Consider the following 26,360-nt stretch of genomic DNA (forward strand, 5'->3'; position numbering starts at 1 on the left):
GCCTACGCTCCGGGTTCCCTGTGGCCGGTCAGCTTTTCGCCGATGCCGCCGATGGAGATGTCCAGTTCCTCGCGCTTCTCGATGCGGTCCACCTGGCCGTCGCGCACCCAGACCACGCGGTCGGACACGTTGAGCATCTTGTAGTCGTGGGTCGCCGAGATGACCGTGACCCCGCGCTCCTGGGAGAGCATCTGCAACAGTTCGATGATCTCCTCGCCCGTGGACAGGTCCAGGTTGCCGGTGGGTTCGTCGGCCAGGACGATGGCCGGGTCGTTGGCCAGCGACCGGGCCACTGCCACGCGCTGCTGTTGGCCGCCGGACAGCTCCAGGGGCTTGTGCTGGAAGCGCTCGCCCAGGCCGACCAGTTTGAGCAGCTCGATGCCCTTGTCCTGGGCGTCGTCCGCGTTCATGCCCGCGAAGGTCATGGGCAGGGTGACGTTTTCGAGCGCGGTCATCACCGGGATGAGATTGAAGGTCTGGAAGATGTAGCCGATCTTGCGGTTGCGGAGCCAGGCCAGCTCGAAGGCGTCCAACTGGGAGATGTCCACCTCGTCGATGAAGACCTTGCCCTCGGTGGGCTTGTCCAGCCCGCCGATCATGTTGAACAGGGTGGACTTGCCCGAGCCCGACGGCCCCATGATGGAGATGTATTCCCCGGCGAAGATCTCGAGGTCCACGCCCTTGAGGGCCTCAAGTTCGACCTTGCCCATGGTGAAGGTCTTTCTTACGCCGATGACGCGGACGATGGTGCGTTTTTCGTCACTCATAAACTATCCTCAATGTTCCGCCCGGATGGCCTTGATGGGATCCATGCGCGCCGCCAGCCATGCGGGATAGAGCACGCCCAGGAGGCTCAGGCCGCAGCCCGCCAGGGTGGCCAGCCCCATGGAGCCGAGCAGGGAGGCGGCCGGCAGGTTTGCCAGGGCGGCGAAGCCGAAGCGCACGGCCCCGGTCAGCAGGGAAAACAGGCAGCCCAGAATCGCGCCCGCAAAGGCCCCGGCCAAGCCCTGCATGGCAGCCTCCAGCAGGAAGAGACGCAGGATCATGGAGTCCAGGGCGCCCAGGCACTTCATGACCCCGATCTCGGAGAACCGCTCGGTCACGGACATGAGCTGGGCGTTGACGATGCCCACGGTGCAGACCAGCAGGGACAGGATGACGATCCAGCGCTCCTTGGCCGACATGGCCACCGCGCCCTGGGCCAGGTCCACGTCGTAGCCCGCCTGGGAGAGCGCCCTGGCCGCCTCCCGGCCACCGTGCAGGAGTATGCCCGTGGCGATGTCCAGGTTGGCCAGGACGAAGCTCAGGAACGAAACGGCCAGGACCAGGCTGGAAACCGTGATCATGGAGCGGAAGAAACGGACCTTCAGGCTCTTGTAGCTGATCTCAAGGGATTTCGAGAACGGCAGCGAAATGAGTCGTTCCGGTTTGTTCATTGCCTTCCTTTCTGTTCGAACGTGCTGGATTCGTTCATTCTGATCATATAGTCTAGGGCGTTCGGAAACAAGCGGAATCAGGAATCAGTGTGCAATTATCACGTGCTCGTCGAAAAAGCGGCACCGGGTCGCACCTGTCGGCGCGCCACGCCCTTGACGACCACCAGGGTCAGGTCGTCCTCAAGCCTGCCGGTCCCGGCGAATTCGACAACCTGTCCGCTGATGGCCGACAGGATCTGCTGCGCGCTCCGGTCCCGGTTGTCGCGGATGAGCCCGCGCAGGCGGTCCACGCCGAACATGGTCCCGTCCGGGTTGTGCGCCTCCCAGACGCCGTCCGTGCAGATGCACAGGATCTGCCCCGGGCCGGGCATGTCCATGGACCGCTCGTGGTAGTCCCAGTCCGGCTCCACCCCGAGCGGGATGTCCTCGCCCTTGAGCTCGGTGAAGGCGTCCGTGGCCGGGTCGTAGAACTGGGGCGGCTGCTGGCCCGCGTTGACCCAGGTGATCCTTTCCTCGGCCGGGTCCATGACCATGAGGAACAGGGTCATGAACCGCCCCGTGTCGCCGATGTCCCGGCTCAGGTGCCGGTTGGTCCGGCGGACGCTCCCGGCCGTGGAGCCCGGCGTGGTCGCGTTCTGGCGGATGACGGCCCGGCCCGCGGTCATGAGCAGGGCCGCGCCGATGCCGTGGCCCGAGACGTCGCCCACGGCCACGGCCAGCCGGCCGCAGCCGTCCGGGTCGCACTCGATGAAATCGAAGAAATCGCCGCCGGTCTCGTCCGAGAACAGGCTCGCGCCCGCGATGTCCAGCCCCGGCATCTCCGGGGCCTTCCTGGGCAGGAAATGCTGCTGGACCTCATGGGCGATCTTCAGCCCCTCGCGCATGTGCATGCCCTCGCGCAGGCCGGCGATCATGGTATTGGTGTGCCCGGCGATGACCCCGAGTTCGTCCGAGGTGGTCACCGGCACCCGCCGGGACAGGTCGCCTCGACTGACGTTTTCGAGCACCCCGGTCTGGGTGTCGAAGATCATGCGCATGTTCCTGGCATAGGAGACCACCAGGTTAACGACCATGAGGATGAGAAAGCCCATGACGAAGAGGATTTCCACCAGGACCGAGCGGCCGAGCATGCCCAGGGTGTCGAGGTTCAGTTCCTGGGTGGCCAGCCAGCCGAGGTCGCGGATGATGACCAGCAGGATGATGGCCGTGCTCAGGAGCAGGATGAGGATGGCCACCAGCGAGAATTTGCGGGTCATGGTGATGAGCCGGTTGGGCGGCACGTAGGAGGCGTCCCCGGACAGGGCGCGGCGGATGACCAGCCGCTCGCGGGCCAGGGCCATGTCCAGCCCGGCGAAGAGCCCCACGGTGAAGATGCCCAGCACCAGCTTGGACCCGCTCAGCAGCAGCGGGAAGCCGTAGAGGACGCGCAGGATCACGGCTGCCCCCAGCCCGGCCAGGACGAACAGGCTCAGTTCGAGCTGGAACTGGCGCAGGGACTGGCGCAGGGGACGGGCCCGGTCGACCCGGCGGCGCTGCAAGCCGGGCCGCACTCCCCAGGCCAGGGCCAGGGGGCCGAGCAGGACCAGGCCGAGCTCCCAGGCCGGGAGCCGGTCCATGAACGGGCAGACCTGGCCGCCATAGACCGCACCGCCGATCACGGCCAGCGCGTAGTATAGGAACGGCCGCCATGCGGGCATGACCGGTTCGGTTTGCATCCTTCCTTCCCTGTTTGTCGCCTATTCCTTTGCCAACCGCCATGATCTCGTTTAACCATAAGGGCTGTACACAATGCGGACAAGCCCTAATACAAACAAAGGCGATGGATAATGAGAAGAGCATGTTTCCTGTTCCTGGCCCTGGCGGCACTCTTCGCGACGCCCGCCCTGGCTGCCCAGGGGTTTCCCACCACCCTGGCCGGGTTCACTCTGGGCGACCCGGTGGAGAATTACAAGGCGTATTGCCGCGGGGAAAAGGCCATTCCGGTGTCCGACGCGCCGTTTTTGTCCGAGGCCCTGCTCAAGCCCGAGAACCTGCCCGGCGTGCGCGGCGGCAGCCTGTCCTTCGGCAACTGCCTGGGCAACAGCCGCCTGGTGCGCATCAAACTCAAGTTCAACGACCGCGACCAGGGGTTCTTCAATCGGCTCTACAGCCGCTACGAGGCGGATTTCGGCAAGCCGGACAAGTACCTGGGCGACGCTTTCAAGAACGTCATCGCCTGGGAGTGGAGCTTTCAGGACGGCAATGGCGGGCGCGTCTCGCTGGTGCTCATGTGGAGCCGCGACAAGGAAATCCGGCCCGGCGTGTCCATCAAGATGACCCAGGAGACCTACATGAACGAGGAATACGAGTGCTACAAGGCCAAGCACGAGGGCCCCATGGACAAGACGGGCACGACCAAGATCGGCTCCCTGGACGCCTACGTGCCCCGCTAGCATGGCCGATTTCGCCTGGAACGGGATCGGACTGGCCGCGCCCTCCGGCTGGGAGCCCACGGCCATCGAGCGCGACGGGCTCCTCCTGGCGGACTCCCTCGGGCCGGTCTGCGAGCTCAAGTGGAACCGTGTCCGCGGGAGCTTCTCCTTTGACAAGCATCTCCGGAAACTGACCAGGGGCAACAAGAACGCCGCGGTACGCGCGGCGGACCCGGACGAGATTCCGGCCGCCTGGGCCGAGGCCGTGGACCGGCTGGCCGAGTCCGGCCTGCGCGCCAGGAGTTTTCTCTGGCGGTCTGACGGAAACCGGGGGCTGGGCGCGGCCCTGCACCACCCCGGCACCGGCCTGGCCTGCCTGATCCAGTTCTTCATCCGTACCGGGGACGACGAACCCGCGGCCGCCGGGGTCCTGTCCACCCTGCGTGACTTCTCCGGGGGCAAGACCGTGCCGTGGGCCATGTTCGGTCTGGCCGCGCGGGTGCCCGCCGATTTCGTCCTGGACACCTTTTCTTTCCGGCCCGGCCACTACCGGGTGGCCTGGTGGCGGCCCGCCTCGGGCAAACGCGGGGGACGCGCGGACACGGGCAAGGGGCCGGGCCTCCGTCTCGACTTCGAGCGCTTCGCCCCGGCCTCGGTCCTGCTCAAGGGGACCACGCTGGAGGCGTGGTGCCGGGACCGGCTGGCCCACGCGCCGCCCAAGACCGTGGCCGTGGACAACGGCCCCGGCCGGGTCGACTGGCGGGGAGCGGCCAAGACCTCCATGCTGCGCAAGGTCCTGCGCCGGGAGATCCTGACCTGTGGCCGGGCCTGGACTCCGGACGCGGGCAACGCCGTGCTGGCGGTCACGGCCGAGGGCACCGTCTCCCTGGCCGAGGCCACGTTCAACGACATCTGCGGGAGCTTTACCCTTGTTCCGGAAGAAACGGCCTGAGCCGACCATATCCCGCGCCGAGGCCCTGCGCATGATCCCGGTGCGCAACGCGGCCGTGGAGGTCACCGAGCTGCCCGACGGGTTGGTCCGGCTGGCCTATCCACTGGCCATCAAGCCGTGGTTCGGCAGGTTGGCCGACAAGGTCGGCCTGTGGGACGGCAGGCCCATGACCAAGACCGTGGAGCTCGACGAGATGGGCACCTTTGTCTGGCGCCATATCGACGGCGAGCGGTCCGTGCGCGGCATTGCCCAGGCCTTTGCCGAGACCTACGAGGTCCAACTCCGCGAGGCGGAGCTGGCGGTGACCGCCTTCATCAAGACGATAGGCCAGCGCGGCATCATTGGGCTCAAATAGGGCGGCTGCCGATGGCGGGCCATCCGCACCTTTTCCGCGCGGGCCTTTCCTTTTCACGCAGGATATCCACGCTGCAATGAAAGGCCCCCCGCGCGATACTGCATCCGAGCCTTTTATCGTACTGGGGAAGGGGGCGGGATCAGGGCTCTTGCAGGGGAGCGGGCAGGATTTCCACGGCCATCTCGGTGGCCGCAGCCCTGAGGAACATGCGGACCTCGCGGGCCAGGTGCGGGCTGTAGCGGAGCAGGAGAATCCCCTTGAACTTGTTGACCACGGTGAATACGCCGAGGTTGTCGTAGCCTTCCAGCAGGAAGCGGAAGAGCCCGATGTCGCTCGGGGCGATGCGCACGTAGGTCCGCTCGGACCATTGCGGGGGAGGGGGGCAGACTCTTTTCCGGGGTCTTCGACGAGACGGGGAAGCCATGGAGGCTGTCTAGCCTCCGCCCGACGAAAAGGCAAATGGGTTTTGTGCGGTGGGTGCGTATCGCCTGGCGGCGGGCCTTGTTGTGCTCGGGGGGATGGCCGCGCATTCGCGTCCGGGCGTTTGGTTGTCCGCCTTATTTAATGATTTCGCCTTTACGGCGACTTCCTTTTTTGCTGGCGCAGAAAAAAGGAAGCAAAAACTGCGCTGCGGTGCGAACGCGCGGAAGCGGACCCAAGAGCCCGTAGGCGGCTTTCGCTGGCCGGATGGATGTCTGCTGTGCAGACGCGATCCGGCCTGCGCTTCGCCGCCGGGGACGGGCTCTAGGGTCCGCTTCCGATTGCTGTCCTGCGCCTGTGGGGAGTGGCTTGCTGCGAAAAGTCCGACGTAAGAAGTCGGGCACCGAGAATTGCCCGCGCATTCGCGATAAGGTTTGCGTGGGACGCCTGGATATGGCTTGTTGTGCTCGATACATTGGCCGCGCATCCGCGTCGGGGCTTTTGGCTGTCCACCTTACTTGTTTATTTCGCCTTTACGGCGACTTCCTTTTTTGCTGGCGCAGAAAAAAGGAAGCAAAAACTGCGCTGTGGTGCGGGCGCGCGGCAGCGGACCCAAGAGCCCGTAGGCGGCTTCCGCTGGCCGGATGGATGTCTGCTTCGCAGACGCGATCCGGCCTGCGCTTCGCCGCCGGGAACGGGCTCTAGGGTTCGCTTCCGATTGCTGTTCTGCGTCTGTGGGGAGTGGGTTGCTGCGAAGAGCCTGGCGTCAGAAGGCATGTGCCGAGGGTTGTCCGCGCATTCGCGGTCAGGTTTACGTAGTACGCCTGGATGTTGCTTGTTGTGCTCGATACATTGGCCGCGCATCCGCGTCGGGGTTGTGGCGGTTCGCCTGGCGGCGGGCCTTGTTGAGCTCGGGGGAGTGGCCGCGCATTCGCGTCCGGGCTTTTGGCTGTTCTCCTTACTTAATGATTTCGCCTTTACGGCGACTTCCTTTTTTGCTGGCGCAGAAAAAAGGAAGCAAAAACTGCGCTGCGGTGCGAACGCGCGGAAGCGGACCCAAGAGCCCGTAGGCGGCTTTCGCTGGCCGGATCGAAGGTCTGCTGCGCAGACGCGATCCGGCCTGCGCTTCGCCCCCGGGGACGGGCTCTAGGGTCCGCTTCCGATTGCTGTCCTGCGTCTGTGGGGAGTGGCTTGCTGCGAAGGGATGGCGGAAGAGGCTATGCGTCGAGAGTTAGCCGCGCTTTGCGGCAGAGTGGATCGGCCTCCTGCATTCGGCCTGGCAAAAGGCCCAAGGAACACCTTACGGCGACCCCTGGAGCGATTCGGACGCCCGCGTCCGACAGCGGCTCTCCCCGCCCCGCCCCGCGCCGTGGCACGTCCTGCCGCGTCCCGCCTCACCTCTTCCCCGCACCCAAACGAGCCCTTGATCGGGGGGTTAGAAGCTGACGATTCGGGGCGGCGGCTCTTCGATTCGCAGCGAGCGTAGCGAGCCTCGAATCGGGAGCCGACCCGAATCGATCAGCTTCTTATCCCCCGATCTCCGGGCGGCCGTCCAACACTCCAAGGCCCTTTTTTTCGTCTATTTTTTTGGGCCAGCAAAAAAACGGACCCCGCCGGGAGGGCAGGGAGAATTGTGTGGGGCTTCAGCCCCGCACAGCGGCTCTCGGAGGTTGAAGGGGTGCAACCCCTTCACCGGCTCTCCCGCGTCGCAGGCGCGTCCCGGAGCGAGCGGGCTCCGCCCGCAAAGCGGCTCTCAGCGGTGCAACCGCGCATTTTCTCTTCCCCTCTTCCCCGTTCACGCAAAAAAGAAGGCCGCCCCAAAGGGCGGCCTTCTTTGTTGCTCTCTTCAAGGGGAGCCGCAGGCTTAAGAAGTAAGGTCGGCCTTGGCCAACACCTCGATGAGCCGCCGGAGCATATCCATATCGTACGCGCTGCGCATGGACTTGATCCTGGCCAGGGCCTCGAACGGGGTCAACCGGCGTCCCCCGCGGCCGCGTGTGAGGTTGTCGTACTCGTTGCACAGGATGAGCGCTTTGACGTAGGACGGCAGCATCGGCCCCGTGGCCCCCGAGGGGTAGCCCAGGCCGTCCTCGCGCTCGTGGTGGAAGAGGATGCATTGCAGCGTCTCCTGGGGCAGGGGCAGGGCCGAGCACACGCCCACGCCGAGCGCCGGGTGGGACTTGACCAGGTCCATGTCCGCGCGGCTCAGGGAGTCGAACTTCTTGTGGAAGATTTCCTGCGGCAACTCCAGCTTGCCGATGTCGTGGAGGATGGCCCCCATGCCCACGGCGACCAGGAGATCGGAGTCCTCCTTCATGAACGAGCACAGGGTGGTCACCGTCAGGACCATGACCCCGATGCCGTGGTGGAAGATCTCCTCGCCCTCGCGGATGAATCGCGAAAGCTCCTTGAGGGCGTCCTCGCGGGACAGGAACTTGAGCGAGTCGGCGATGAGCGAACGGATGCGCTGGAAACGCCGTTTGTCCACGGGCGCGGGCAGGGAGCGGTCGAAGGCCTCCCGGGCCAGGGACGCGGTGGCGTCGCTCCAGACGCGAGCCCGCTCGCCCACGGGAATGGCCTCGTCGTCCATGAGTTCCAGGATGTTGTCCTGCACGTATCGGGTGAAATAGTCGTAGTCCGAGACGCGGACATAGAGGTGGTCCACGCCGAGCAGGCCGAGGCGCTGCTTGTGCTCGTCGGTGAAGAGTTCGCCCTTTTCCGCGTACAGGACGAGCTTGCCGCCCTGCTTCAGGTACAGGGAAAAGCCCCCTACCCGCGAGGGAATGACCATATAGGGGGAGACTTTGACCATGCCCTGGCCGTTGCGGTTCTTGCCGCTATGTATGCCGTTTCCGGCGGAATGGGTGTCGCCCATGCGTTCTCCTTGGGGAAGGCCGTGATCGGGTGAGGGGCGCGGATGTCGGTGGGAACGTCGGCAACCCGGCTGCCTGCATGAGGCCCGTGGCTTTCCGTCCCCGTCTCGCGACGGGTTTGGCAGTATTGTCTATTACGGGCTATACGCGCTGCCGACCGGGGTGTAAAGAGCGGGCCGCGAAAGAGGCGATCGCGTGACGGACGGCTCAGCCCAGGGAGCGGAGCAGCCGGTAGACCTTGTTCGTGTGGTCCACGGCCTGATTGCGCACATAGCCTGCGGCGGAGTCGTATTCGAACTCCGGGATGTTGATGAAGGACAGGACCACGTCGAATTCCAGGGACTCCATCTTCTCGATGGCCGAGCAGGTGGCGTCCGTGGATTCGAAGAGCTCTTCGTCCCGGCCCCGAAGGCTGTCCAGGGTCTGTTCCAACCGCTCGATGAGGTCGGGCGGAACGGACGTCCGGCGTTGGAACGCGGGCAGGGATTCGGTGATGTCCTGGATCACGCGGGCATGGAGAAGTTCGTCCTCCATGATGGCCACCAGAAGCTCGGCGACCTCGGGGTTGTCCGGGCAGCGTTCCCGGAGTTTCGCATAAAAGCCGTAGGCCGCGTCTTCCAATTGGGCCACGAGGTCAAGCAGGGTGCCGAGGGTGTTTGATTGTGCCATGGTGGTCATAATGTCCGGGATGGGCCAGCCCGTCAACCGTTCTGGTATGGTTCGTTCCGGACCTGATTGTTCCTTCTTCGACGCTTGCCTTGCTCCCAGGAATGGTTACTCTCCCCCGATGAGCAAAACCGACTCCAAATCCATTCATATAGAAGGCGCCCGGCACCACAACCTCAAGGACCTGACCCTGGACATCCCCCGCGAAAAGCTGGTGGTGGTCTGCGGCCCGTCCGGGTCGGGCAAGTCCACGCTGGCGTTCGACATCGTCTATGCCGAGGGCCAGCGCCGCTACGTCGAATCGCTGTCCGCCTACGCCCGCCAGTTCCTGCCCCAGATGGACAAGCCGGACGTGGACAAGGTCGAGGGGCTCTCCCCGGCCATTTCGCTGGAGCAGCAGACCGCCACCCGCAACCCGCGTTCCACCGTGGGCACCGTGACCGAGGTCTACGACTTCCTGCGCGTGTTCTTCGCCCGGCTGGGCAAGTTCTACTGTCCGTCCTGCGGCAAGCCCATCGAGGCCCAGACCACGGACGAGATCGTTCAGACCGTCATGGCCATGGAGGAGGGCACCAGGTTCATGCTCCTGGCCCCACTGGTCGAGCACCAGAAGGGCACGCACAAGGACCTGTTCGCCAAGCTCAAGAAGGACGGCTTCGTGCGCGTGCGCGTGGGCGGCCGACTGTACTCCCTGGACGAAGTGCCCGAGCTGGAAAAGAACAAGAAGCACACCATCGATCTGGTGGTGGACCGCCTGGTCATCAAGGACGGCATCAAGAAGCGGCTGGCCGACTCCGTGGAGCTGGCGCTCGAAAAGGGCGATGAGCGCATGATCGTCTCGGTGGTCGGCGGCGACAACGCGGGCGACACCTTCATGTCCACCCTGTCCACCTGCCCGTCGTGCAAGATCTCCATGCCGCGCCTGACCCCGCAGCTTTTTTCCTTCAACTCGCCCCAGGGGGCTTGCCCGACCTGCAACGGCATCGGCTCCGTGGAGTACTTCGAGCCCGACCTGATCGCGCCCAACAAGGGGCTGTCCCTCAACGAGGGCGGCGTCATCCCCTGGAACAACGCCACCCGTCAGCGCCAGTACGGCCCGCGGCTCAAGAAGCTCGGCGCCCGGCACGGCTTCACCCTGGACACGCCCCTGGACCGGTTTTCGGACCAGGCCTGGGCCGCGCTCTTCTACGGCGACCGCGACACGGACTGGCCCGGCGTGGTGCCCATCCTCGAATACGGCCGCGAGCAGGCGGGCGTCTGGGACCACTGGACCGCGCGCTTCCAACAATCGCGCCCCTGCCCGTCCTGCGAGGGCGCGCGCCTCAAACCCGAGGCCCTGGCCGTGCGCGTGGCCGACAAGAACATGGTCGAGTTCACCTCCATGTCCATCCAGCGCGCCCTGGACTGGCTCCAGGACCTGAAGTTTTCCGGCCACGACACGCTCATCTCCGAGCCGCTGCTCAAGGAGCTGACCCACCGCCTCGGCTTCATGGTCAACGTAGGGCTCGAATACCTGTCGCTGGGCCGCAACATGGCCACGCTCTCGGGCGGCGAGGCCCAGCGCATCCGCCTGGCCTCCCAGCTCGGCTCCGGCCTGGTGGGCGTGACCTACGTGCTCGACGAGCCGTCCATCGGCTTGCACCCGCGCGACAACCAGCGCCTGCTCGACACCCTGCGCTCCTTGCAGTCGCGCGGCAACACCGTGCTCGTGGTCGAGCACGACGAGCCGACCATCCGCGAGGCGGACCACGTCATCGAGATCGGCCCCAGTTCGGGCTGGCTCGGCGGCGAGATCGTCTTCCAGGGCAAGGTCCCCGACCTGCTCAAGGCCGACACCCTGACCGGCAAGTATCTGCGCGGCGACCTGTTCATCGCCCCGCCCGAGAGCCGCCGCAAACCCACGGGGCACATTACCCTCAAAAAGGTCCAGACCAACAACCTCAAGGACCTGGACGTGGACATCCCGCTCGGGGTCATGACCTGCGTGACCGGCGTATCCGGCTCGGGCAAGTCGTCCCTGGTCATGGACTCCCTGTACAAACACCTGCTCCTGCACCAGGGCCAGAAGGCCAACGATCCCGGAAAGATCGGCGGTATCCAGGGGATCGACAAAATCGAGAAGGTCATCTCCATCGACCAGTCGCCCATCGGCCGGACTCCGCGCTCCAACCCGGCCACCTACACCAAGATATTCGACGAGATCCGCAAGATCTTCGCCGGGGCCAAGGAGTCGCGCACGCGCGGCTACCAGCCGGGCCGCTTCTCCTTCAACGTCAAGGGCGGGCGCTGCGAGGCCTGCAAGGGCGACGGCCAGATCCGGGTCGAAATGCACTTTCTGCCCGACGTCTACGTGACCTGCGAGACCTGCAAGGGCAAACGATACAACGCCCAGACCCTGGAGGTCGAATACCGGGGCAAGAACATCGCCGACGTGCTGAACATGACCGTGCGCCAGGCGCGCGAGTTCTTCTCCAACCACCCGGCGCTCATGCGCAAGCTCGACGTGCTCGCCGACGTGGGGCTGGACTACGTCCGTCTCGGCCAGCCCGCCACCACCCTGTCCGGCGGCGAGGCCCAGCGCATCAAGATATCCCGCGAGCTCGGCAAACGCAGCCTTCCCGGCGCGCTCTACATTCTGGACGAGCCCACCACCGGCCTGCACATGCACGAGGTCGGCAAGCTCATCCGCGTGCTCCACGCCCTGGTGGACAAGAACGCCACGGTCATCGTCATCGAACACAACACCGACGTGATCATGGCCTCGGACCACGTCATCGACCTCGGCCCGGGCGGCGGCGAACACGGCGGCCAAATCGTGGCCTCCGGCACCCCCGAGGAGATCATCGCCAACCCCGAGTCGGTTACCGGCAAGTTTCTGGTATAGGGAAAGCCTCCGGCGGGCCCTCCGGGGAGGCCCTCGCCGGGCGGGCGTCTCCGACGGGCAAGGCGCTGCCCTATCGCTGCTGTCGACGGCTCTAAGACCGAGCACGCTCGGCCTAAGACCCGACGCGCCCCCGGCAGGGAGCAAGGCCCCCTGCACCCCCCTCGCCCGCCTGTCGGCGGGGGAGTGCATGTATATGCAGGCATAATATTATTTAAAACAGGAAGTTATCCCATGTTTATTCTCAGTCTGACCTATGTGAAATCCCTCTCGGAAATCGACCGGCTTATTCCGCCGCACCGGGAGTATCTCGCCAAGTATTACGCCTCCGGGAATTTCCTGTTTTCCGGGCGGCAGGAGCCGCGCACGGGCGGGGCGATCATCGCCCGGGCCGGGTCGCGGGCCGAGGTGGAGGAGATCATCAAGGAAGACCCGTTCCTGATCGAGGGCGTGGCCGAGTACGAGATCGTCGAGTTCGTGGCGACCATGACCGCGCCGGACCTGGACGGGTACAGGGAATCCTAGGGTTTTTCGTGCCGCGAAACAGCGGGTGCGGCGGTCCGTCCTTGGGGATGGGCCGCCTTTTTTTGTGGGGGGGGTGAGGGCGTCAGCGCCAGTATATCCGCGCCTTGCGGCGGCCGAACTCGCGGGCCGCGCGGACGTTCTTGCCGAAGTAGATGTCGATACGCCGCTTGTAGCGCCGGTTCATCTTGTCCATGACCAGGTAGGGGCCGCCGAAACCCTCGATCCAGACCTCGGCCTGGTTGTCCAGGCCGAGCTTGATCAGGTCGCGGGAGACCGCGATGGCCTTCATGCCGGGCCGTAAGCGGTTGTTCCAGGCGGCGCGGTGCGGGTTGCCGTCGGTCTGGGCGCGGGTGGAGTTGTAGGCCGTGACCGTGACCTCCATGTTGTTCCAGAAAGCCACCTGGTTGGGCTGACTCATGGCGTAGCCGAGCAGCATGAACAGGCAGGCCACGAGCAGGGGGATGAGGACGCGCTTCATGCCTCCCGTGTACCCGGCCACGCACGATTGGGCAAGTCGGCCGCTCCGGAGAGGGGGGGGGAGGCGTCCGTCGCCGGGGCCCTTTGCCCGATTCGGCGGATTCGTGCTATAGGGGAGATAATGAGAACCGTACTGTTCCATAGACCGCGTTTCGGCCCCGTGGCCCGTTTCGTCCTGCTCGTCATCGCGGCGTGGTGCCTGTCATCCGCGGCCCCGAGCCCGGCCCGAGGGCCGTACCGCATCGGCTACGCCCCGGGCGCCCGGATTCACGTGGAGGCCAGGAACCGGCTGGAGGCGGTCTACGGGCGGGCCGGATTGGCCGTGGAGTTCGTGCCCCTGCCGCAGAAGCGGTCCCTGGTCCAGGCGGTGGACGGCGTCATCGACGGGGACGTCGGGCGCATCCCCGGCCTGGAAAGGAAGTTCCCCACCCTGGTGCGGGTGGACGTCAAGCTCATGGACCTGGTCGGTGTGGCCTACGTGATCAAGGGACAGCGGATCGGGGATTACCGGCCCGAATTGCTCGCGACCCTGCGGGCCGGGGCGGTGCGCGGCGTGCTCTGGGCCGAGAAGATCATGGACGGGCGTCGACTGGAACAGGTCAACACCTACGAAACCCTGTTCGGGATGCTCCTGGCGGGACGCATTGATCTGGCCCTGGGGAGCCGGCGCAGCGCCGAGGACGTCTTCCGCACCAACAGGGCCCGGTACGCCCGGATTCGCGAGCTGGAACCGCCCGTGTACCACGTGCCTTTCTACCACTACGTCAATATCCGGAACGCGGACATCGTCCCTCGGCTTGAGAAGGCCCTGCGCGAACTGCGCGCCGAGGATTACTGGCACGACGAAGCCGGGCAGTAACCGACCCGTTGCCGGGAACGCGAGATCCTGCCCCGGGGAAGAGCTTTCCCGATTCGACACGCTCGTGCTATGTGGTATGTCAATGAGAGCCCTCCCCCGCCATACGGCCCGTTCCGGGGCCGTTACCCGCTTTTTCTGGCTTGCTGCCGCATGCGCGGCGCTGTGCCTTTCGTGGGCGGTCCCGGGCCAGGCCCGGGGGCCCTACCGCATCGGCTACGTCCCGGGCGCGATGATTTCCCTGGAGTCCAAGAACCGTCTGGAAATGGCCTACGCGCGTGCCGGGATTCCCGTGGAATTCCTGCCTCTGCCGCAGAAGCGCTCCCTGTACCTGGCCGTGGAGGGCGCCATCGACGGGGACGCCGGGCGGATCTACGGCCTGGAAAAACGCTACCCGTCCCTGGTCCGGGTGGACGTCAAGCTCTTGGATTTCAATGGGGCGGCCTACGTGGTCAAGGGGCAGGAGATCGGCCGGTTCCGCGACGCCCTGCTCGACGTCATGAAGGTGGGCGCGCTGCGGGGCGTGGTCTGGGCCGAAAAGATCATGAAGGGGCGGCCCATGGAATCGGTCAAGACGTACGAGGCCCTGTTCGCCATGCTCTTGGAGGGGCGCATCGACATCGCCCTGTCCAGCCGGCTCAGCGCCGAAGAAATCTTCAGCCACGACCCCAGGCGCTACGGCCGCATCCGGCGGCTGGAGCCGCTCGTGTTCCGGACCTCGTTCTACCACTATCTCAACACGAAAAACGCGGACATCGTCCCTCGGCTTGAGGAGGCCCTGCGCGAACTGCGCGCCGAGGATTACTGGCACGACGAGGGCGGGAATTAGCCCGAGTCGGTAACCGGCTTCATTCTGCTCGTTGCCGTGTGCGCTGCGCTAAGCATGTCTTTTGGTACGCGAGTTCTGGCCCGTGGGACGTACCGCATCGGGTACGCGCCGTGGTCCACTCATGAGCTGGCCAGGGATAGGCTGAAGGCGGTCTACAGCCGGGCCGGTCTGCTCGTTGAGTTCGTACCTCTGCCGGAGAAGCGGTCCCTGGTCCTGGCCGCAGAAGGCGAAATCAACGGCGACGTCGGCCGTATCTACGGCCTGGAAAAGAAGTTCCCCACCCTGGTGCGGGTGGACGTCAGGCTCCTGGATCTGTTTGATGCGGCCTATGTGGTCAAGGGGCAGGATGTCGGGGGCTACCGGCCGGAATTGCTGCAGAGCCTGCGGGTGGAAGCGGTGCGCGGGGTCCTCTGGGCCGAGAAAGCCATGGCCGGGCTCCCTCTGGAAAAGGTCAACAACTACGAGATCCTGTTCAGGATGCTCCTGGAGGGACGCATCGACCTGGCCCTGGCGGGCCAACCCAGCGCCGAGGCCATCTTCCGCAAAGACAAGGCGCGGTATGCCCGTATCCGCAGGCTGGATCCGCCCGTGTACGAGCTTCCCCTATACCACTACCTCAACGTGAAGAACACGGACATCGTTCCAAAGCTGGAAAAGGCCCTTCGTGAACTGTATGCCGAGGACTACTGGCACGACGGGGAAGAGAATTAGCGGGCCCGGCAGTAGGCCGCGAACAGCTTCAGCAGCGAGGCGGACTGCGGCGTGTCGCGCACCGTGGCCCGGATGGCGGCCACGTCGCGGCCCTGCCCACGGAGCTCCGCTTCGCGCCGGGCGATGTATTCGCGGATGGCGGGCGCGTCGAACTCGGGATGGAACTGCACCCCCCAGGCGGACTCGCCCACGCGGAAGGCCTGGTGCGGGTCGTGCGAGCCCGTGGCCAGCAACGCCGCGCCCTCGGGCAGCTTCAGCGCGGTCTGGGCGTGGGTCACGTGGCCCGGAAAGACCTCGGGCAACCCCCGGAACAACGGATCGTCCCCGGAGGCGCGGGTGCGGGTGATGTCCGCGGTGCCGATCTCCACCCCGTCCGGGTGGTAGTCGGCCCGGCCGCCCAGGGCGTCGGCCATGAGCTGGTGTCCGAAGCAGATGCCGAACAGGGGCAGCCCGGACCGGACCGCCCGGCGTACCCAGGCCGCCGTGTCCGCGATCCAGGAGAGGTCGTCCGTGACCATGTCGTGGGAGCCGGTGATCACGGCGCCCGCAAAGTCCGCCGGATCGGGCGGAAGTTCCCCGGCCTGCACGTTGACGCTCACCCACGAGCCGTTTTCAAGGGCCATGCCCCGCGCGGTCCAATCCTCGAAATCGCCGCGCTCGGCGGCGTAGTCGGCAAAGGTGCCGCCCGCTTTCACTATCAGGAATTTTTGCATTCTTGTCCTACGAAAATGTAGTTAAATGGCGTTGCTAAGGGGATGATGTCCCAACCCGGAGGGGGTGTCAACAGCACCCGCTTCCGTTCTTCCGGTCCGTGGCCGGGGTTGAACAGGCCCGCGGGTTTGCGGTACGTTGGGCCAGACCGAACCCAGGGAGACGACCATGAAACCGATACATATGCGACGCCGTCCGTCGCGGCGGGAATTTCTCAAGGCCGGGGCCATGACCTTGGCCGCCGCGGGGGTGGCCGGGTGCGCCAAGAACCCCGTCACCGGCCAGAGCCAGTTCATGCTGGTCAGCGAGGAGCAGGAGATCCAGATGGACAAGCAGGCCTCGCCCCAGCAACTGTCCAACGACTACGGGACCACCCTGGACACCTCGCTGAACGACTACGTGTCCGGCGTGGGACGGTCCCTGGCGGACGTCTCCCACCGGCCGCAGATGCCCTACAACTTCCACGTGGTCAACGCCAACTACGTCAACGCCTACGCCTTCCCCGGCGGGACCGTGGCCTGCACGCGCGGCATCCTGCTCAACGTGGACAACGAGGCCGAGATGGCCGCGCTGCTGGGCCACGAGATCGGCCATGTGAACGCGCGGCACACGGCCTCGCGCATGAGCTCGCAGATGGTCATCGGCGGGCTGGCCTCCCTGGGTGGAGCGGCCATCGGGGCCAAGTACGGCGGCACCTGGGGCTCGGTCGCGGGCGGCCTGGGCGGACTCGGAGCCGGGTTGCTCCTGGCCTCCTACAGCCGTGACGACGAGCGCCAGGCCGATGCCCTGGGGCTGGAGTACATGACCCGCGCCGACTACAATCCCGAGGGCATGGTCGGTCTCATGGAGATGCTCAACGAGCAGCACGACCGCGAGCCGAGCGCCATCGAGGTCATGTTCGCCACCCACCCCATGAGCTCCGAGCGGCTGGCCACCGCCCGCCAGGCCGTGAACAAGAAATACTACGGGGCCAGGAAGTACGCCTTCTACCGCGAGCGGTACATGGACAACACCGTGGACCTGCGCAAGCTCGGCCCGGCCATCCGGGACATGCAGGACGCGGAAAAGCTCGGCGGACAGGAGAAGTACGGCCAGGCCAAGGAAAAGATGGACCAGGCCCTGAAGCGTGCCCCCAACGACTACACCGGCCTGTTGATCATGTCCAAGCTGCTCATCGCCCAGGAGAAGTACAACGCGGCCCTGCCCTATGCCGAGCACGCCCGCGACGTCTACCCCACCGAACCCCAGGCCAGCCAGGTGGCCGGCGTGCTCCAGCTCAAGGCCAAGGAATACGACAAGGCCTATGCCAGCTTCGAGGCCTACGACAAGGCCCTGCCCGGCAACCCCTACGTGGGCTTCTACAAGGGGTACGCCCAGGAGGGCATGGGCCACCGCCGGGACGCGGCCGAGGCCTACTACAAGTTTCTGCAAAAGGTGAACAAGGGCGAACAGGCCCAGCACGCCTACAACCGTTTGGTGGAGTGGGGGTATGTGAAATAGGTGGGGGGGCGGCTTGCGATAGTGGGCCATCTGCACATTTTCCGAGGGCCCGCCTGATCCTCACGTACTGGGGGACGCTGCGGTCAGGCGGACCCTCGAAAAAAGCACATCTGACCCACTCTCCCAAGCCTTGTGCGAGCGCGGTGGGAGAGCCGCTGTCGGGGGCTGCGCACCCGAATCGGTCCAAGGAGGGCGTTGGTCGGGAAGGATGTCCCTGTTGCTTCGAGGCCTGGGAAACAATGAGCCCTGCCGCCGGACGAGTGGTTGTCCGGCGGCAGGGCTTTTTTTTCGGGGCGGGTGGATTCTACCGGGCTCCGGCTTCGAGGAACGCGAACGGTTTCACCGGGGTGCCCAGCCGGGCGGCGTCGCCGGAAAACGGTTTGCCGTCGACCAGCAGGACGGAGCCTTGGGTCAGGCTGATTTTTTGCGTCGAGGCCTTGGGCGAGAAATCGATCTCGTCCAGGGGAATCCAGACGAGGTAAGGGCTGCGCGGAGACTCGAAGTAGTAGACCTTGTTCTTCTGGTCCGAGACCGCGCGCCATTGCGTCGAACTGATGTTGGGTTGGCCCGGCGTGGTGATGCCCAGGGGCACGGACACGTTGCGGATCACGCCGAACGCGCTGGCCAGCGCCTCGTTGATGTCGGCGGTCTGCGGGATCGCCTTGATGTAGAAGGAGGCCCGGACGAAGCGGTCGCTCGCCCGGTTGGTGCCGGGGAGCATGGTGGTCCCGCCGATGGTGTCCCAGTAGGCCGTCAGGGCGAGCTGCTGGTCGAAGGTGGGCGAGTTGGTCATGACCTGGAACCGGCGGCCGTGATGGATGACCAGGCGGCCGTCCAGGTATTCGAATATGGCCGAATCGCCGCTCGGGTCGGTGATCGACAGGTGCGCGGTCCCGGCGTGTCCGTCCGGAGTGCTGGGCGCGGCGATGTAGAACGTCGCCTTGCGCAGCTCCTCCACCGCCTCGGCCACGGTGGCGAAGCTGTCCAGGACGTATTGGCCCCAGGCCGACAGGGACAGGGCCTTCTTGCCCGGAACCGGCTTTCCGTAATCGGATTCGGCCAGATAGAGGACGTTGGCCACCAGTCCGGCCTCGTTCATGCCGTCGATGGTGGTCAGGTCCCATCCGGCCACGGTCACGCTGCCGTATTTCGACGTCCAGCGGAGGGAATCCGCCCCGGCGGCGCCGTCCCGTTCGATTCCCCGGGGGTAGATCCAGAGGTTCGAGTGTTGCGAGCCCACCCAGTCGTTCGAGCGGGTCGTTATGACGATATTTTCCGGGCCGAGATAGGTGGCGCGGCTGCAGGCGGACGCCGCGCGCGGGCGGGCCAGCAGAACCACCGCGAATACCGCCAGGGCCGCCAACAGACCGAGGGCCGGCAGATCGCTTGTCGTCAGATGCATTGTATAGGCTCCTTCATATGACTACGGAATGTCGTGTCCGGTGATCCGCACCCTGCGGGGCGGCGCTAGCCGCCGCACTTGGTATAGGCGCAGGATTTGCACATGTGGCAGCCTTCCTCGAAGACCAGGGGCTCGCCGCATTCGGGGCAGAGTTCGCGGTTGAGGGAGGCCACTTCGCCGTCCACGTGGTCGCCGCTCAGGTAGCGGGACTCGAAGACGTAGGCGATGGCGTCCGGGATGGACTTGACCAGGTGTTTCTTCATGAATTTCGGGTTTTCGCCGCCGATGCCCTTGAGCTGCTGGACGATCTCGCGGACCTCCACGCCGGAGCGCAGGGCCAGGGAGACCAGGCGGCCGATGGCCTCGGCCTTGGCGGTGATGGAGCCGCCGGACTTGCCGATGGTGGCGAAGACCTCGAACGGCTTGTTGTCCACCTCGTTGACGGTCAGGAAGAGCATGCCCAGGCCGGTGGGGATCTTCTGGGTGAAGCCGTAGATGACGTCCGGGCGGTCCTTGACGATGGACTTGCCCTTGGCGGCCTCCTCCTTTTTCTTCTCGGCGTCACCGGTGCACAGGACCTGGGAGGTCTTGGACCCGTCGCGGTACACGGTCACGCCCTTGCAGCCGTACTCGTAGGCCTTCCAGTAGATGTCCCAGATGTCTTCCTTGGTGGCGGTACCCGGCAGGTTCACGGTCTTGGAGACCGCGTTGTCCGTGTATTTCTGGAAGGCGGCCTGCATCTTGAGGTGCCAGATGGGTTCCACGTCCATGGAAGTCACGTAGACCGAGCGCAGGTGCTCGGGCAGGTGGTCCATCTTCTTGATGGACCCGACCTTGGCGATCTCCTCCATGAGCTTGCCGGAGTAGGCGTCGGCCGCTTTCAGGGCGGCCTCGAAGTACGGATTGGTCTCGACCAGCTTGTCGTTGTCCATGACGTTGCGCACGAAGGACAGGGCGAAGAGCGGCTCCACGCCGGACGAGCAGCCCGCGATGATGGACAGGGTGCCGGTGGGCGCGATGGTCGTGGTGGTGGCGTTGCGGTACGGGCCGAGGTTGGCCGCGCCGAAGGTGGACTCCGGGTAGGTCGGGAACTGGCCGCGTTCGGCCGCCAGTTGCTTGGAGGCGCTGCGCGACTCGGCCTGGATGAACTTCATGACCCGCTCGGCCATGTCCACGGCGGTCTGGGAGTTGTAGGGAATGTTCAACTGGTAGAGGAGGTCGGCCCAGCCCATGACGCCCAAGCCGATCTTGCGGTTCTTGCGGACCGTGTCGGTGATCTGGTCCAGGGGGTAGACCGAGGCGTCGATGACGTTGTCCAGGAAGCGTACGGACAGATGGACGATCCGCTTGAGCTCGTCCCAGTCGATCTCGGAGTCTTTGCCGTTCTTGCCCTTGGCAAAGCACAGGCCGAGGTTGATGGAGCCGAGGTTGCAGGCCTCGTAGGGCAGCAGAGGCTGCTCGCCACACGGGTTGGTGGACTCGATCTCGCCGAGGCTCGGGGTCGGGTTGTCGCGGTTGATGCGGTCCAGGAAGACGATGCCGGGGTCCCCGGACTCCCAGGCCTTCTGGACCAGAATGTTGAAGACCTCGCGGGCGTTCAGGCTGCCCACGGTCTGGCCGGAGTTGGGCGCTATCAGGTCGAAGTCCGCCTTGTCGTGCACGGCCTGCATGAAGGCCTCGGTCAAGCCCACGGACAGGTTGAAGTTGTTCAGTTCCCCGTCGCGCTCCTTGGCCTTGATGAACTCCATGATGTCCGGATGGTCGATGCGCAGGATGCCCATGTTGGCCCCGCGCCGGGTGCCGCCCTGTTTGATCTGCTCGGTGGCGCAGTTGAATATCTTGAGGAAGGACAGCGGGCCCGAGGCCACGCCGCCGGTGGAGCCGACCACCGAGTCCTTGGCCCGCAGGCGGGAGAAGGCGAAGCCCGTGCCGCCGCCGGACTTGTGGATCATGGCCGCATGCTTGACCGCGTCGAAGATGCCCTCGATGTCGTCCTCCACGGGCAGGACGAAGCAGGCTGCCAACTGGCCCAGGTCGGTGCCCGCGTTCATCAGCGTGGGGGAGTTGGGCAGGAAGCGATAGGAGGTCATCAGGTCATAGAAATCGCGGGCCAGCTTGGCGGGTTTGGTGGTGGATTTTTCGTACTTGGCTTCCTCTGCGGCAATGGCCGAGGCCACCCTCCAGAACAGCTCCTTGACCGTCTCGTAGACCACCCCGTCCAGGTCCTTGCGCTGATAGCGGCGCTGTAAAACTATCTTTGCGTTTTCATTGATGATCGGGTCCGGAAGATTGGCTGGCATTTTGAGTTCTGGCATGGATGAACCTTTGTAACTAATTAAAATACTTAAAAATTATTGATAATCACACCTGCGATAACTGCTGGCGTTAGAGATTGTCTAGACTACAGAAACCGGTCTAAGAACGCCAGCCAAAATTCGGTTTGACGAACAAAAAACCGGGAGCCCGCATGGTCCGTGAGTTCCCGGTCACAGCGGCTAGGTGATAATCAATGCTATTTCAAAATTGTCTTGTCGGAGGGGACCATTTTGTCGCCGCAGGGGAGAAAAAGGCCCCCGCGCCGGAGACGCGGGGGCCTGTCCGATTTAGCCGTTCGCAGGCGGTTTGCGGAAGACGTGGAACCGGTAGCCGTAGGTGCCGGGATGGCGGCGGTGGAGTTCGATTTCGTGGCGGGTCATGTCGATGATGGCCCGCCCGTCCGGATCGCCGCCGTAAACCGGCTCGATATCGTCCAGGCGCTTTTCCACATCGCCGTAGAAGGCGTCCCAGCAGGCCTCGTCGATGGTGAAGTCGCCGAGTACGGCATAGCCCGCCCTGCGGGCGGCCGCGTTGTTGGCCTCGGCGGTGCGCATGGCCGGGTAGCCCCGGTCCCAGAACCCGCGCAGCTCGTCCGGCGCGGTGTCGCGGTCGATCAGCCAGACCGCGTCCGTGAGGCACAGGCAGCCGCCGGGCTTGAGGAACCGCTTCCACTGCGCGAGCGCCTTGTCCACGCCCAGGATGTAGGCCGCGCCCTCGCACCAGATCAGGTCGAAGGATTCGGGCTCGGCCCGGACGTCGCCCATGTCCATGACCGCGGCGATGATCCGGTCGGCCACCCCGGCCGCCTTGGCCCGTTTGATCAGCGTGTCGAGGAAGGGCCGGTACACCTCGGTGGCCGTGACCGTGCCGCCGGAGATTTGCGCCAGGGGGATGGTCGCCCCGCCCGAGCCGCAGCCCAGCTCCAGGATTTCCGGCTTGTCCGGCAACCCTTCGCACAGGCCGTAGGCCCGCTCGGTCATGGCGAAACTGCCCGGACCTTCGCGGTCCAGTCCCTCGTATATCTTGAAGAAGAGTTCCATGAATCTGCCTGACTCCCTGTTGAGGTTGAGGATTTCGTGGGGCGCGGCGGCCATGGCCCGGATGGCCGATATCTCGGGGGCCGGAATGCGCAGGGCGCGCAGGAACCGTTCGTGCCGGTCCGGATCGCTGCGTTCGAAGCGGACGTGCCAGTCGCGCATGTCCGTTTCGGTGAACCCGGCCGCGGCCAGCAGGGAGACCCAGGTGGACTTGTCCATGGCCTCGGCCTCGGCCAGGAGGTCGGACCGGCCGAGCAGTCCGGCCACCAGCCGTTGCTGTTCCCTGAGCCCGTCCATCTCCCGGTTCAGCTCCACGAGCCGGTTTTCCAGCGCCCCGGCCACCGAGGTCCCGGCGTGCCCGTCGAGCATGCGTCGGATTTCATTCAGCGCGATGCCCGCCCGCCGGTACTCGCGGATGCGCCCCAGCCGGGCGTCGTCCGCGTCCGAGTAGTGCCGGTACTCGCCCTTGGCCCGGCCGGACGGGCGCAGCAGCCCGATGCGGTCGTAATAGAGCAGGGTCGAGCGCGACAGCCCGTGCCGCTTGGCCAATCGTCCCACCGTGTACATGTCCGTGCGCTCCTTGTCTTATGTCAGCATCTCGCCGGCTTCCAGATAATGCCCGAGCATGCGCTCAAGCAGCGCCATCTGGGCGGCAAAGGCTGCGGGTTTTCCCGAAAGCCCGGCGTTGCCCGTTGCGGTCAAGGCCGTGACGTGGTGCGTCCAGGTCAGCCGGGTCCCGTGGCTCTCGGGCGCGAGCCCGATGACGAAGTGGACGATCCGGTCCCGGCCCGTGCGCACGAACTCCAGCCGTTCGCACGGCTCGAACCGGCTGGTCAACCAGACCTCGGGCCCTTCGTCCGGGAAGTCCGTGCGGAACACGCAGCCCAATTCGTTGACGCCGGACTCGCTGTGCAGGAGCTCGCAGCGCCAATGGGCGATCCAGTCGTATTCGCGCACCGGGCAGAGCAGAGGCCAGATGGCCTCGGCCGGGTAATCCAGAAACATTTCAGCCGAAACCGTGAGGTGTCCGGGGGTGAATGCAGCCATGACTATCTCCTTTTGATTGGTGGTTGCGAACCCATGGCTGCACTGTGAACCTATAGACGGGTCAAGCCGTTCGGCAATTTTTTCCCCGATAGGGAAAGAACGCGATTTACCTTCGATTTTTTTTAGTCTATTGGCAAACCAGCGATCCTGTACATCAATCATACTATAAAGTGAGCTTTTCCATGCGAATTTCCGAACGTCTGGCGAGGATCAAGCCGTCCGCCACTTTGGCGGTGAACACCAAGGCGCAGGAGCTGCAGGCCCAGGGGCGCGAGATCGTCAGCCTGGCCGTGGGCCAGCCCGATTTCTGCACCCCGGTCAACGTCTGCGAGGCGGCCAAGGCCGCCCTGGACGACGGCTTCACCCGGTACACCGCCGTGCCCGGCATCCCCGAGCTGCGCGAGGCCGTGGCCGGGTACTACGGCCGGTTCTACGGCGCCCAGGCCGGGGCGGCCAACGCTATCGTCTGCAACGGCGGCAAGCAGGTCCTGTACAACCTGCTCATGGCCCTGGTGAACCCCGGCGACGAGGTGCTCATCCCGGTTCCGTACTGGGTCAGCTACCCGGCCATGGTCCAGTTGGCCGACGGCGTGTCCGTGTACGTGCCCACCACCGCCGACGACGGCTACCTGGTCACCCTGGAAGGGCTGGAAGCCGCCCGCACCGACAAGACCAAGGTGCTCATCCTCAACTCGCCGTCCAACCCCACGGGCTGTTGCTACACCCAGGTCCAGATGGAAGCCATCGCCGAATGGGCCCGCAAAAACGACATTTTCATCATCTCGGACGAGGTCTACGACCGGCTGGTCTATCCCCCGTTCGAGCCCGTCTCACTGGCCAAGACCTGGGAGTTGTACCCCGAGACCCTGGCCATCGTGGGCGCGCTGTCCAAGTCGTTCTGCATGACCGGCTGGCGCGTGGGCTACGCCCTGGCCCACGAGGACCTGGTCAAGGCCATGACCAAAATCCAGGGCCAATCCACCTCCAACATCAACTCCATCACCCAGCGCGCGGCCGTGGCCGCACTGACCGGCCCGTGGGACATCGTGGACGAGATGAAGCAGGCCTTTGTCCGCCGCCGCGACCTCGCCTATGACATCATCACCGGCTGGGGCGCGGCCTGCCCCAAGCCCGACGGGGCGTTCTACCTCTTCCCGGTGCTGGACAAGTTCTACACCGACGACGCCCCGGATTCGGCGTCCATGTGCACCAAGATCCTCGAAGAGGCCGGGGTCGCCCTGGTGCCGGGGTCCGCGTTCGGCGACGACAAGTGTATCCGCTTCTCGTACGCCGTCGATGATGAGGTCTTGAAGTCGGCGCTGGCCAAGGTGGGCTCGGTGCTGCTCGGGAAATAGACCGCGTACCGCCGTCTCGCCGGAATTGAGAGATAAGGAAGGCCGCCCCTTGGGGCGGCCTTCTTATTTTGGCGGAAAGGGGAAGAGGAAAATGCGCGGTTGCACCGCTGAGAGCCGCTGTGCGGGGCTGAAGCCCCACACAATTCTCCATGCCCTCCCGGCGGGGTCCATTTTTTTGCTGGCCCAAAAAAATAGACGAAAAAAAGGGCCTTGGAGGGGGACGCGGCCGCCCGGAGATCGAGGGATAAGAAGCTGATCGATTCGGGTCGGCTCCCGATTCGAGGCTCGCTGCGCTCGCTGCGAATCGAAGAGCCGCCGCCCCGAATCGTCAGCTTCTAACCCCCCGATCAAGGGCTCGTTTGGGCGAAATGAAGAGTGGCGGCAGGACGCGGTGGACCGTGCTTCGGCGCGGGACTGAGAGAGCCGCTGTCGGACGCTCGCGTCCGAATCGCTCCATGGCCACAGTAGTGAGTTCCTGCCGGGCCTTTTGCCGAGCCAAACGTGGAAGGCCGATCCACTCTGCCGCAAAGCGCGGCCAAACTATGGCGCACAGGCTCTTTCGCCAGTCCATTCGCAGCAGTCCACTCCCCGCAAGCGCAGGGCAGCAATCGGAAGCGGACCCTAGAGCCCGTCCCCGGCGGCGAAGCGCAGGCCGGATCGCGTCTGCACAGCAGACATCCATCCGGCCAGCGAAAGCCGCCTACGGGCTCTTGGGTCCGCTTCCGCGCGCTCGCACCGCAGCGCAGTTTTTGCTTCCTTTTTTCTGCGCCAGCAAAAAAAGGAAGTCGCCGTAAAGGCGAAATCATTAAATAAGGCGGACAACCAAACGCCCGGACGCGAATGCGCGGACAATCCCCCGAGCTCAACAAGGCCCGCCGCCAGGCGATCCACCCCAACCCGGACGCGGATGCGCGGCCAATTAACCGCGCACAACAAGGCCCGCCGCCAGGCGAACCGCCACAACCCCGACGCGGATGCGCGGCCAATGTATCGAGCACAACAAGCCACATCCAGGCGTACTACGTAAACCTGACCGCGAATGCGCGGACACCCCTCGGCACATGCCTTCTGACGCCAGGCTCTTCGCAGCAGCCCACTCCCTGCAAGCGCAGGACAGCAATCGGAAGCGAACCCTAGAGCCCGTCCCCGGCGGCGAAGCGCAGGCTGGATCGCGTCTGCGCAGCTGACCTTCGATCCGGCCAGCGGAAGCCGCCTACGGGCTCTTGGGTCCGCTTCCGCGCGTTCGCACCGCAGCGCAGTTTTTGCTTCCTTTTTTCTGCGCCAGCAAAAAAGGAAGTCGCCGTAAAGGCGAAATCAAAAAGTAAGGAGAACAGCCAAAAGCTCCGACGCGGATGCGCGGCCATTGCCCCGCGCGCAACAAGGCCCGCCGCCAGGCGATCCACCCCAACCCGGACGCGGATGCGCGGCCAATCATCGGTGTACGACTTCTTACGTCGGGCTTTTCGCGGCAATCCATTCCCAACAAACGCAGAACAGCAATCGGAAGCGAACCCTAGAGCCCGTCCCCGGCGGCGAAGCGCAGGCCGGATCGCGTCTGCACAGCAGACATCCATCCGGCCAGCGGAAGCCGCCTACGGGC

22 protein-coding genes and 1 riboswitch are annotated in these 26,360 nt (G+C 65.1%); of the genes, 10 read left to right on the top strand and 12 right to left on the bottom strand.

Annotated features, from left to right (window positions below):
- Positions 1-2: 2 nt before the first annotated feature.
- The 3 genes from V8V93_RS04700 to V8V93_RS04710 all read right to left on the bottom strand — a co-directional run bounded on the left by V8V93_RS04700 (position 3) and on the right by V8V93_RS04710 (position 3,151).
- The gene (locus V8V93_RS04700; RefSeq protein ID WP_338669205.1) at positions 3-767 is read right to left on the bottom strand and encodes an ABC transporter ATP-binding protein; all 765 of its coding nucleotides are present in this window, start codon (positions 765-767) and stop codon (positions 3-5) included.
- A 9-nt stretch (positions 768-776) separates the two neighbouring features.
- Positions 777-1,436, bottom strand: a complete 660-nt coding sequence (locus V8V93_RS04705; RefSeq protein WP_338669206.1) for an ABC transporter permease — start codon at positions 1,434-1,436, stop codon at positions 777-779.
- 98 nt (positions 1,437-1,534) lie between these two features.
- Positions 1,535-3,151, bottom strand: coding sequence for a PP2C family protein-serine/threonine phosphatase (locus V8V93_RS04710; protein ID WP_338669207.1), 1,617 nt, complete (start codon positions 3,149-3,151; stop codon positions 1,535-1,537).
- 111 nt (positions 3,152-3,262) lie between these two features.
- Here V8V93_RS04710 and V8V93_RS04715 point away from each other — a divergent pair, with 111 nt between their 5' ends.
- From V8V93_RS04715 to V8V93_RS04725, 3 genes are read left to right on the top strand one after another with little or no spacing between them, the layout of a single operon-like run.
- Positions 3,263-3,868 (top strand): hypothetical protein, encoded by a 606-nt coding sequence (locus V8V93_RS04715; RefSeq protein WP_338669208.1) that lies wholly within the window; start codon positions 3,263-3,265, stop codon positions 3,866-3,868.
- A gap of 1 nt (position 3,869) precedes the next feature.
- Positions 3,870-4,799, top strand: a complete 930-nt coding sequence (locus tag V8V93_RS04720; protein WP_338669209.1) for a hypothetical protein — start codon at positions 3,870-3,872, stop codon at positions 4,797-4,799.
- Complete coding sequence (locus V8V93_RS04725) at positions 4,777-5,154, top strand: PqqD family protein (RefSeq protein ID WP_338669210.1); 378 nt, start codon at positions 4,777-4,779, stop codon at positions 5,152-5,154. Before V8V93_RS04720 ends, V8V93_RS04725 begins: the two co-directional genes overlap by 23 nt.
- Before the next feature lie 139 nt (positions 5,155-5,293).
- Here V8V93_RS04725 and V8V93_RS04730 read toward each other — a convergent pair whose 3' ends face one another.
- The 3 genes from V8V93_RS04730 to V8V93_RS04740 all read right to left on the bottom strand — a co-directional run bounded on the left by V8V93_RS04730 (position 5,294) and on the right by V8V93_RS04740 (position 9,116).
- Positions 5,294-5,503 carry a DUF4911 domain-containing protein gene (locus tag V8V93_RS04730; RefSeq protein WP_338669211.1) on the bottom strand — a complete coding sequence of 70 codons (210 nt, stop codon included), beginning with the start codon at positions 5,501-5,503 and terminating at the stop codon, positions 5,294-5,296.
- Between the two features lie 1,935 nt (positions 5,504-7,438).
- Complete coding sequence (locus V8V93_RS04735; protein ID WP_338669212.1) at positions 7,439-8,449, bottom strand: HD-GYP domain-containing protein; 1,011 nt, start codon at positions 8,447-8,449, stop codon at positions 7,439-7,441.
- 56 nt (positions 8,450-8,505) lie between these two features.
- Positions 8,506-8,580: riboswitch (cyclic di-GMP riboswitch) on the bottom strand.
- A gap of 74 nt (positions 8,581-8,654) precedes the next feature.
- Positions 8,655-9,116 (bottom strand): hypothetical protein, encoded by a 462-nt coding sequence (locus V8V93_RS04740; RefSeq protein ID WP_338669213.1) that lies wholly within the window; start codon positions 9,114-9,116, stop codon positions 8,655-8,657.
- A 118-nt stretch (positions 9,117-9,234) separates the two neighbouring features.
- Between V8V93_RS04740 and uvrA the strand changes: the two genes are divergently transcribed.
- Both uvrA and V8V93_RS04750 read left to right on the top strand, forming a co-directional pair.
- Entirely contained in the window at positions 9,235-11,997 is a 2,763-nt protein-coding gene (uvrA, locus tag V8V93_RS04745; RefSeq protein ID WP_338669214.1) for an excinuclease ABC subunit UvrA, read from the top strand.
- A gap of 231 nt (positions 11,998-12,228) precedes the next feature.
- A complete protein-coding gene (locus V8V93_RS04750; protein ID WP_338669215.1) occupies positions 12,229-12,519 on the top strand; it encodes a YciI family protein in 291 nt (96 codons plus the stop codon).
- Positions 12,520-12,601: 82 nt separating this feature from the next.
- On the opposite strand, the gene V8V93_RS04755 is transcribed toward V8V93_RS04750, so the two are convergent.
- Entirely contained in the window at positions 12,602-12,997 is a 396-nt protein-coding gene (locus V8V93_RS04755) for a 3D domain-containing protein (protein WP_338669216.1), read from the bottom strand.
- 120 nt (positions 12,998-13,117) lie between these two features.
- Here V8V93_RS04755 and V8V93_RS04760 point away from each other — a divergent pair, with 120 nt between their 5' ends.
- The 3 genes from V8V93_RS04760 (at position 13,118) to V8V93_RS04770 (ending at position 15,392) form a co-directional block, all read left to right on the top strand.
- Positions 13,118-13,855 (top strand): substrate-binding periplasmic protein, encoded by a 738-nt coding sequence (locus tag V8V93_RS04760; protein WP_338669217.1) that lies wholly within the window; start codon positions 13,118-13,120, stop codon positions 13,853-13,855.
- 82 nt (positions 13,856-13,937) lie between these two features.
- Positions 13,938-14,681, top strand: a complete 744-nt coding sequence (locus V8V93_RS04765) for a transporter substrate-binding domain-containing protein (protein WP_338669218.1) — start codon at positions 13,938-13,940, stop codon at positions 14,679-14,681.
- A 54-nt stretch (positions 14,682-14,735) separates the two neighbouring features.
- Positions 14,736-15,392 carry a hypothetical protein gene (locus tag V8V93_RS04770; protein WP_338669219.1) on the top strand — a complete coding sequence of 219 codons (657 nt, stop codon included), beginning with the start codon at positions 14,736-14,738 and terminating at the stop codon, positions 15,390-15,392.
- Here V8V93_RS04770 and V8V93_RS04775 read toward each other — a convergent pair.
- Positions 15,389-16,105, bottom strand: a complete 717-nt coding sequence (locus tag V8V93_RS04775; RefSeq protein WP_338669220.1) for a glutamine amidotransferase — start codon at positions 16,103-16,105, stop codon at positions 15,389-15,391. The genes V8V93_RS04770 and V8V93_RS04775 overlap by 4 nt on opposite strands.
- Before the next feature lie 166 nt (positions 16,106-16,271).
- On the opposite strand from V8V93_RS04775, the gene V8V93_RS04780 reads away from it, so the two are divergent.
- Complete coding sequence (locus V8V93_RS04780) at positions 16,272-17,603, top strand: M48 family metalloprotease (RefSeq protein ID WP_338669221.1); 1,332 nt, start codon at positions 16,272-16,274, stop codon at positions 17,601-17,603.
- Positions 17,604-17,907: 304 nt separating this feature from the next.
- On the opposite strand, the gene V8V93_RS04785 is transcribed toward V8V93_RS04780, so the two are convergent.
- The 4 genes from V8V93_RS04785 to V8V93_RS04800 form a co-directional block, all read right to left on the bottom strand.
- Complete coding sequence (locus tag V8V93_RS04785; protein ID WP_338669222.1) at positions 17,908-19,005, bottom strand: linear amide C-N hydrolase; 1,098 nt, start codon at positions 19,003-19,005, stop codon at positions 17,908-17,910.
- A gap of 65 nt (positions 19,006-19,070) precedes the next feature.
- Positions 19,071-21,320 (bottom strand): vitamin B12-dependent ribonucleotide reductase, encoded by a 2,250-nt coding sequence (locus V8V93_RS04790; RefSeq protein WP_338669223.1) that lies wholly within the window; start codon positions 21,318-21,320, stop codon positions 19,071-19,073.
- Between the two features lie 288 nt (positions 21,321-21,608).
- Positions 21,609-22,925, bottom strand: coding sequence for a MerR family transcriptional regulator (locus tag V8V93_RS04795; RefSeq protein ID WP_338669224.1), 1,317 nt, complete (start codon positions 22,923-22,925; stop codon positions 21,609-21,611).
- 18 nt (positions 22,926-22,943) lie between these two features.
- The gene (locus V8V93_RS04800) at positions 22,944-23,405 is read right to left on the bottom strand and encodes a hypothetical protein (protein ID WP_338669225.1); all 462 of its coding nucleotides are present in this window, start codon (positions 23,403-23,405) and stop codon (positions 22,944-22,946) included.
- Positions 23,406-23,587: 182 nt separating this feature from the next.
- Here V8V93_RS04800 and V8V93_RS04805 point away from each other — a divergent pair, with 182 nt between their 5' ends.
- Complete coding sequence (locus tag V8V93_RS04805; protein ID WP_338669226.1) at positions 23,588-24,760, top strand: pyridoxal phosphate-dependent aminotransferase; 1,173 nt, start codon at positions 23,588-23,590, stop codon at positions 24,758-24,760.
- Positions 24,761-26,360 lie beyond the last annotated feature (1,600 nt).

The sequence above is a fragment of the Pseudodesulfovibrio sp. 5S69 genome, assembly GCF_037094465.1.
Taxonomy (GTDB): domain Bacteria; phylum Desulfobacterota; class Desulfovibrionia; order Desulfovibrionales; family Desulfovibrionaceae; genus Pseudodesulfovibrio; species Pseudodesulfovibrio methanolicus.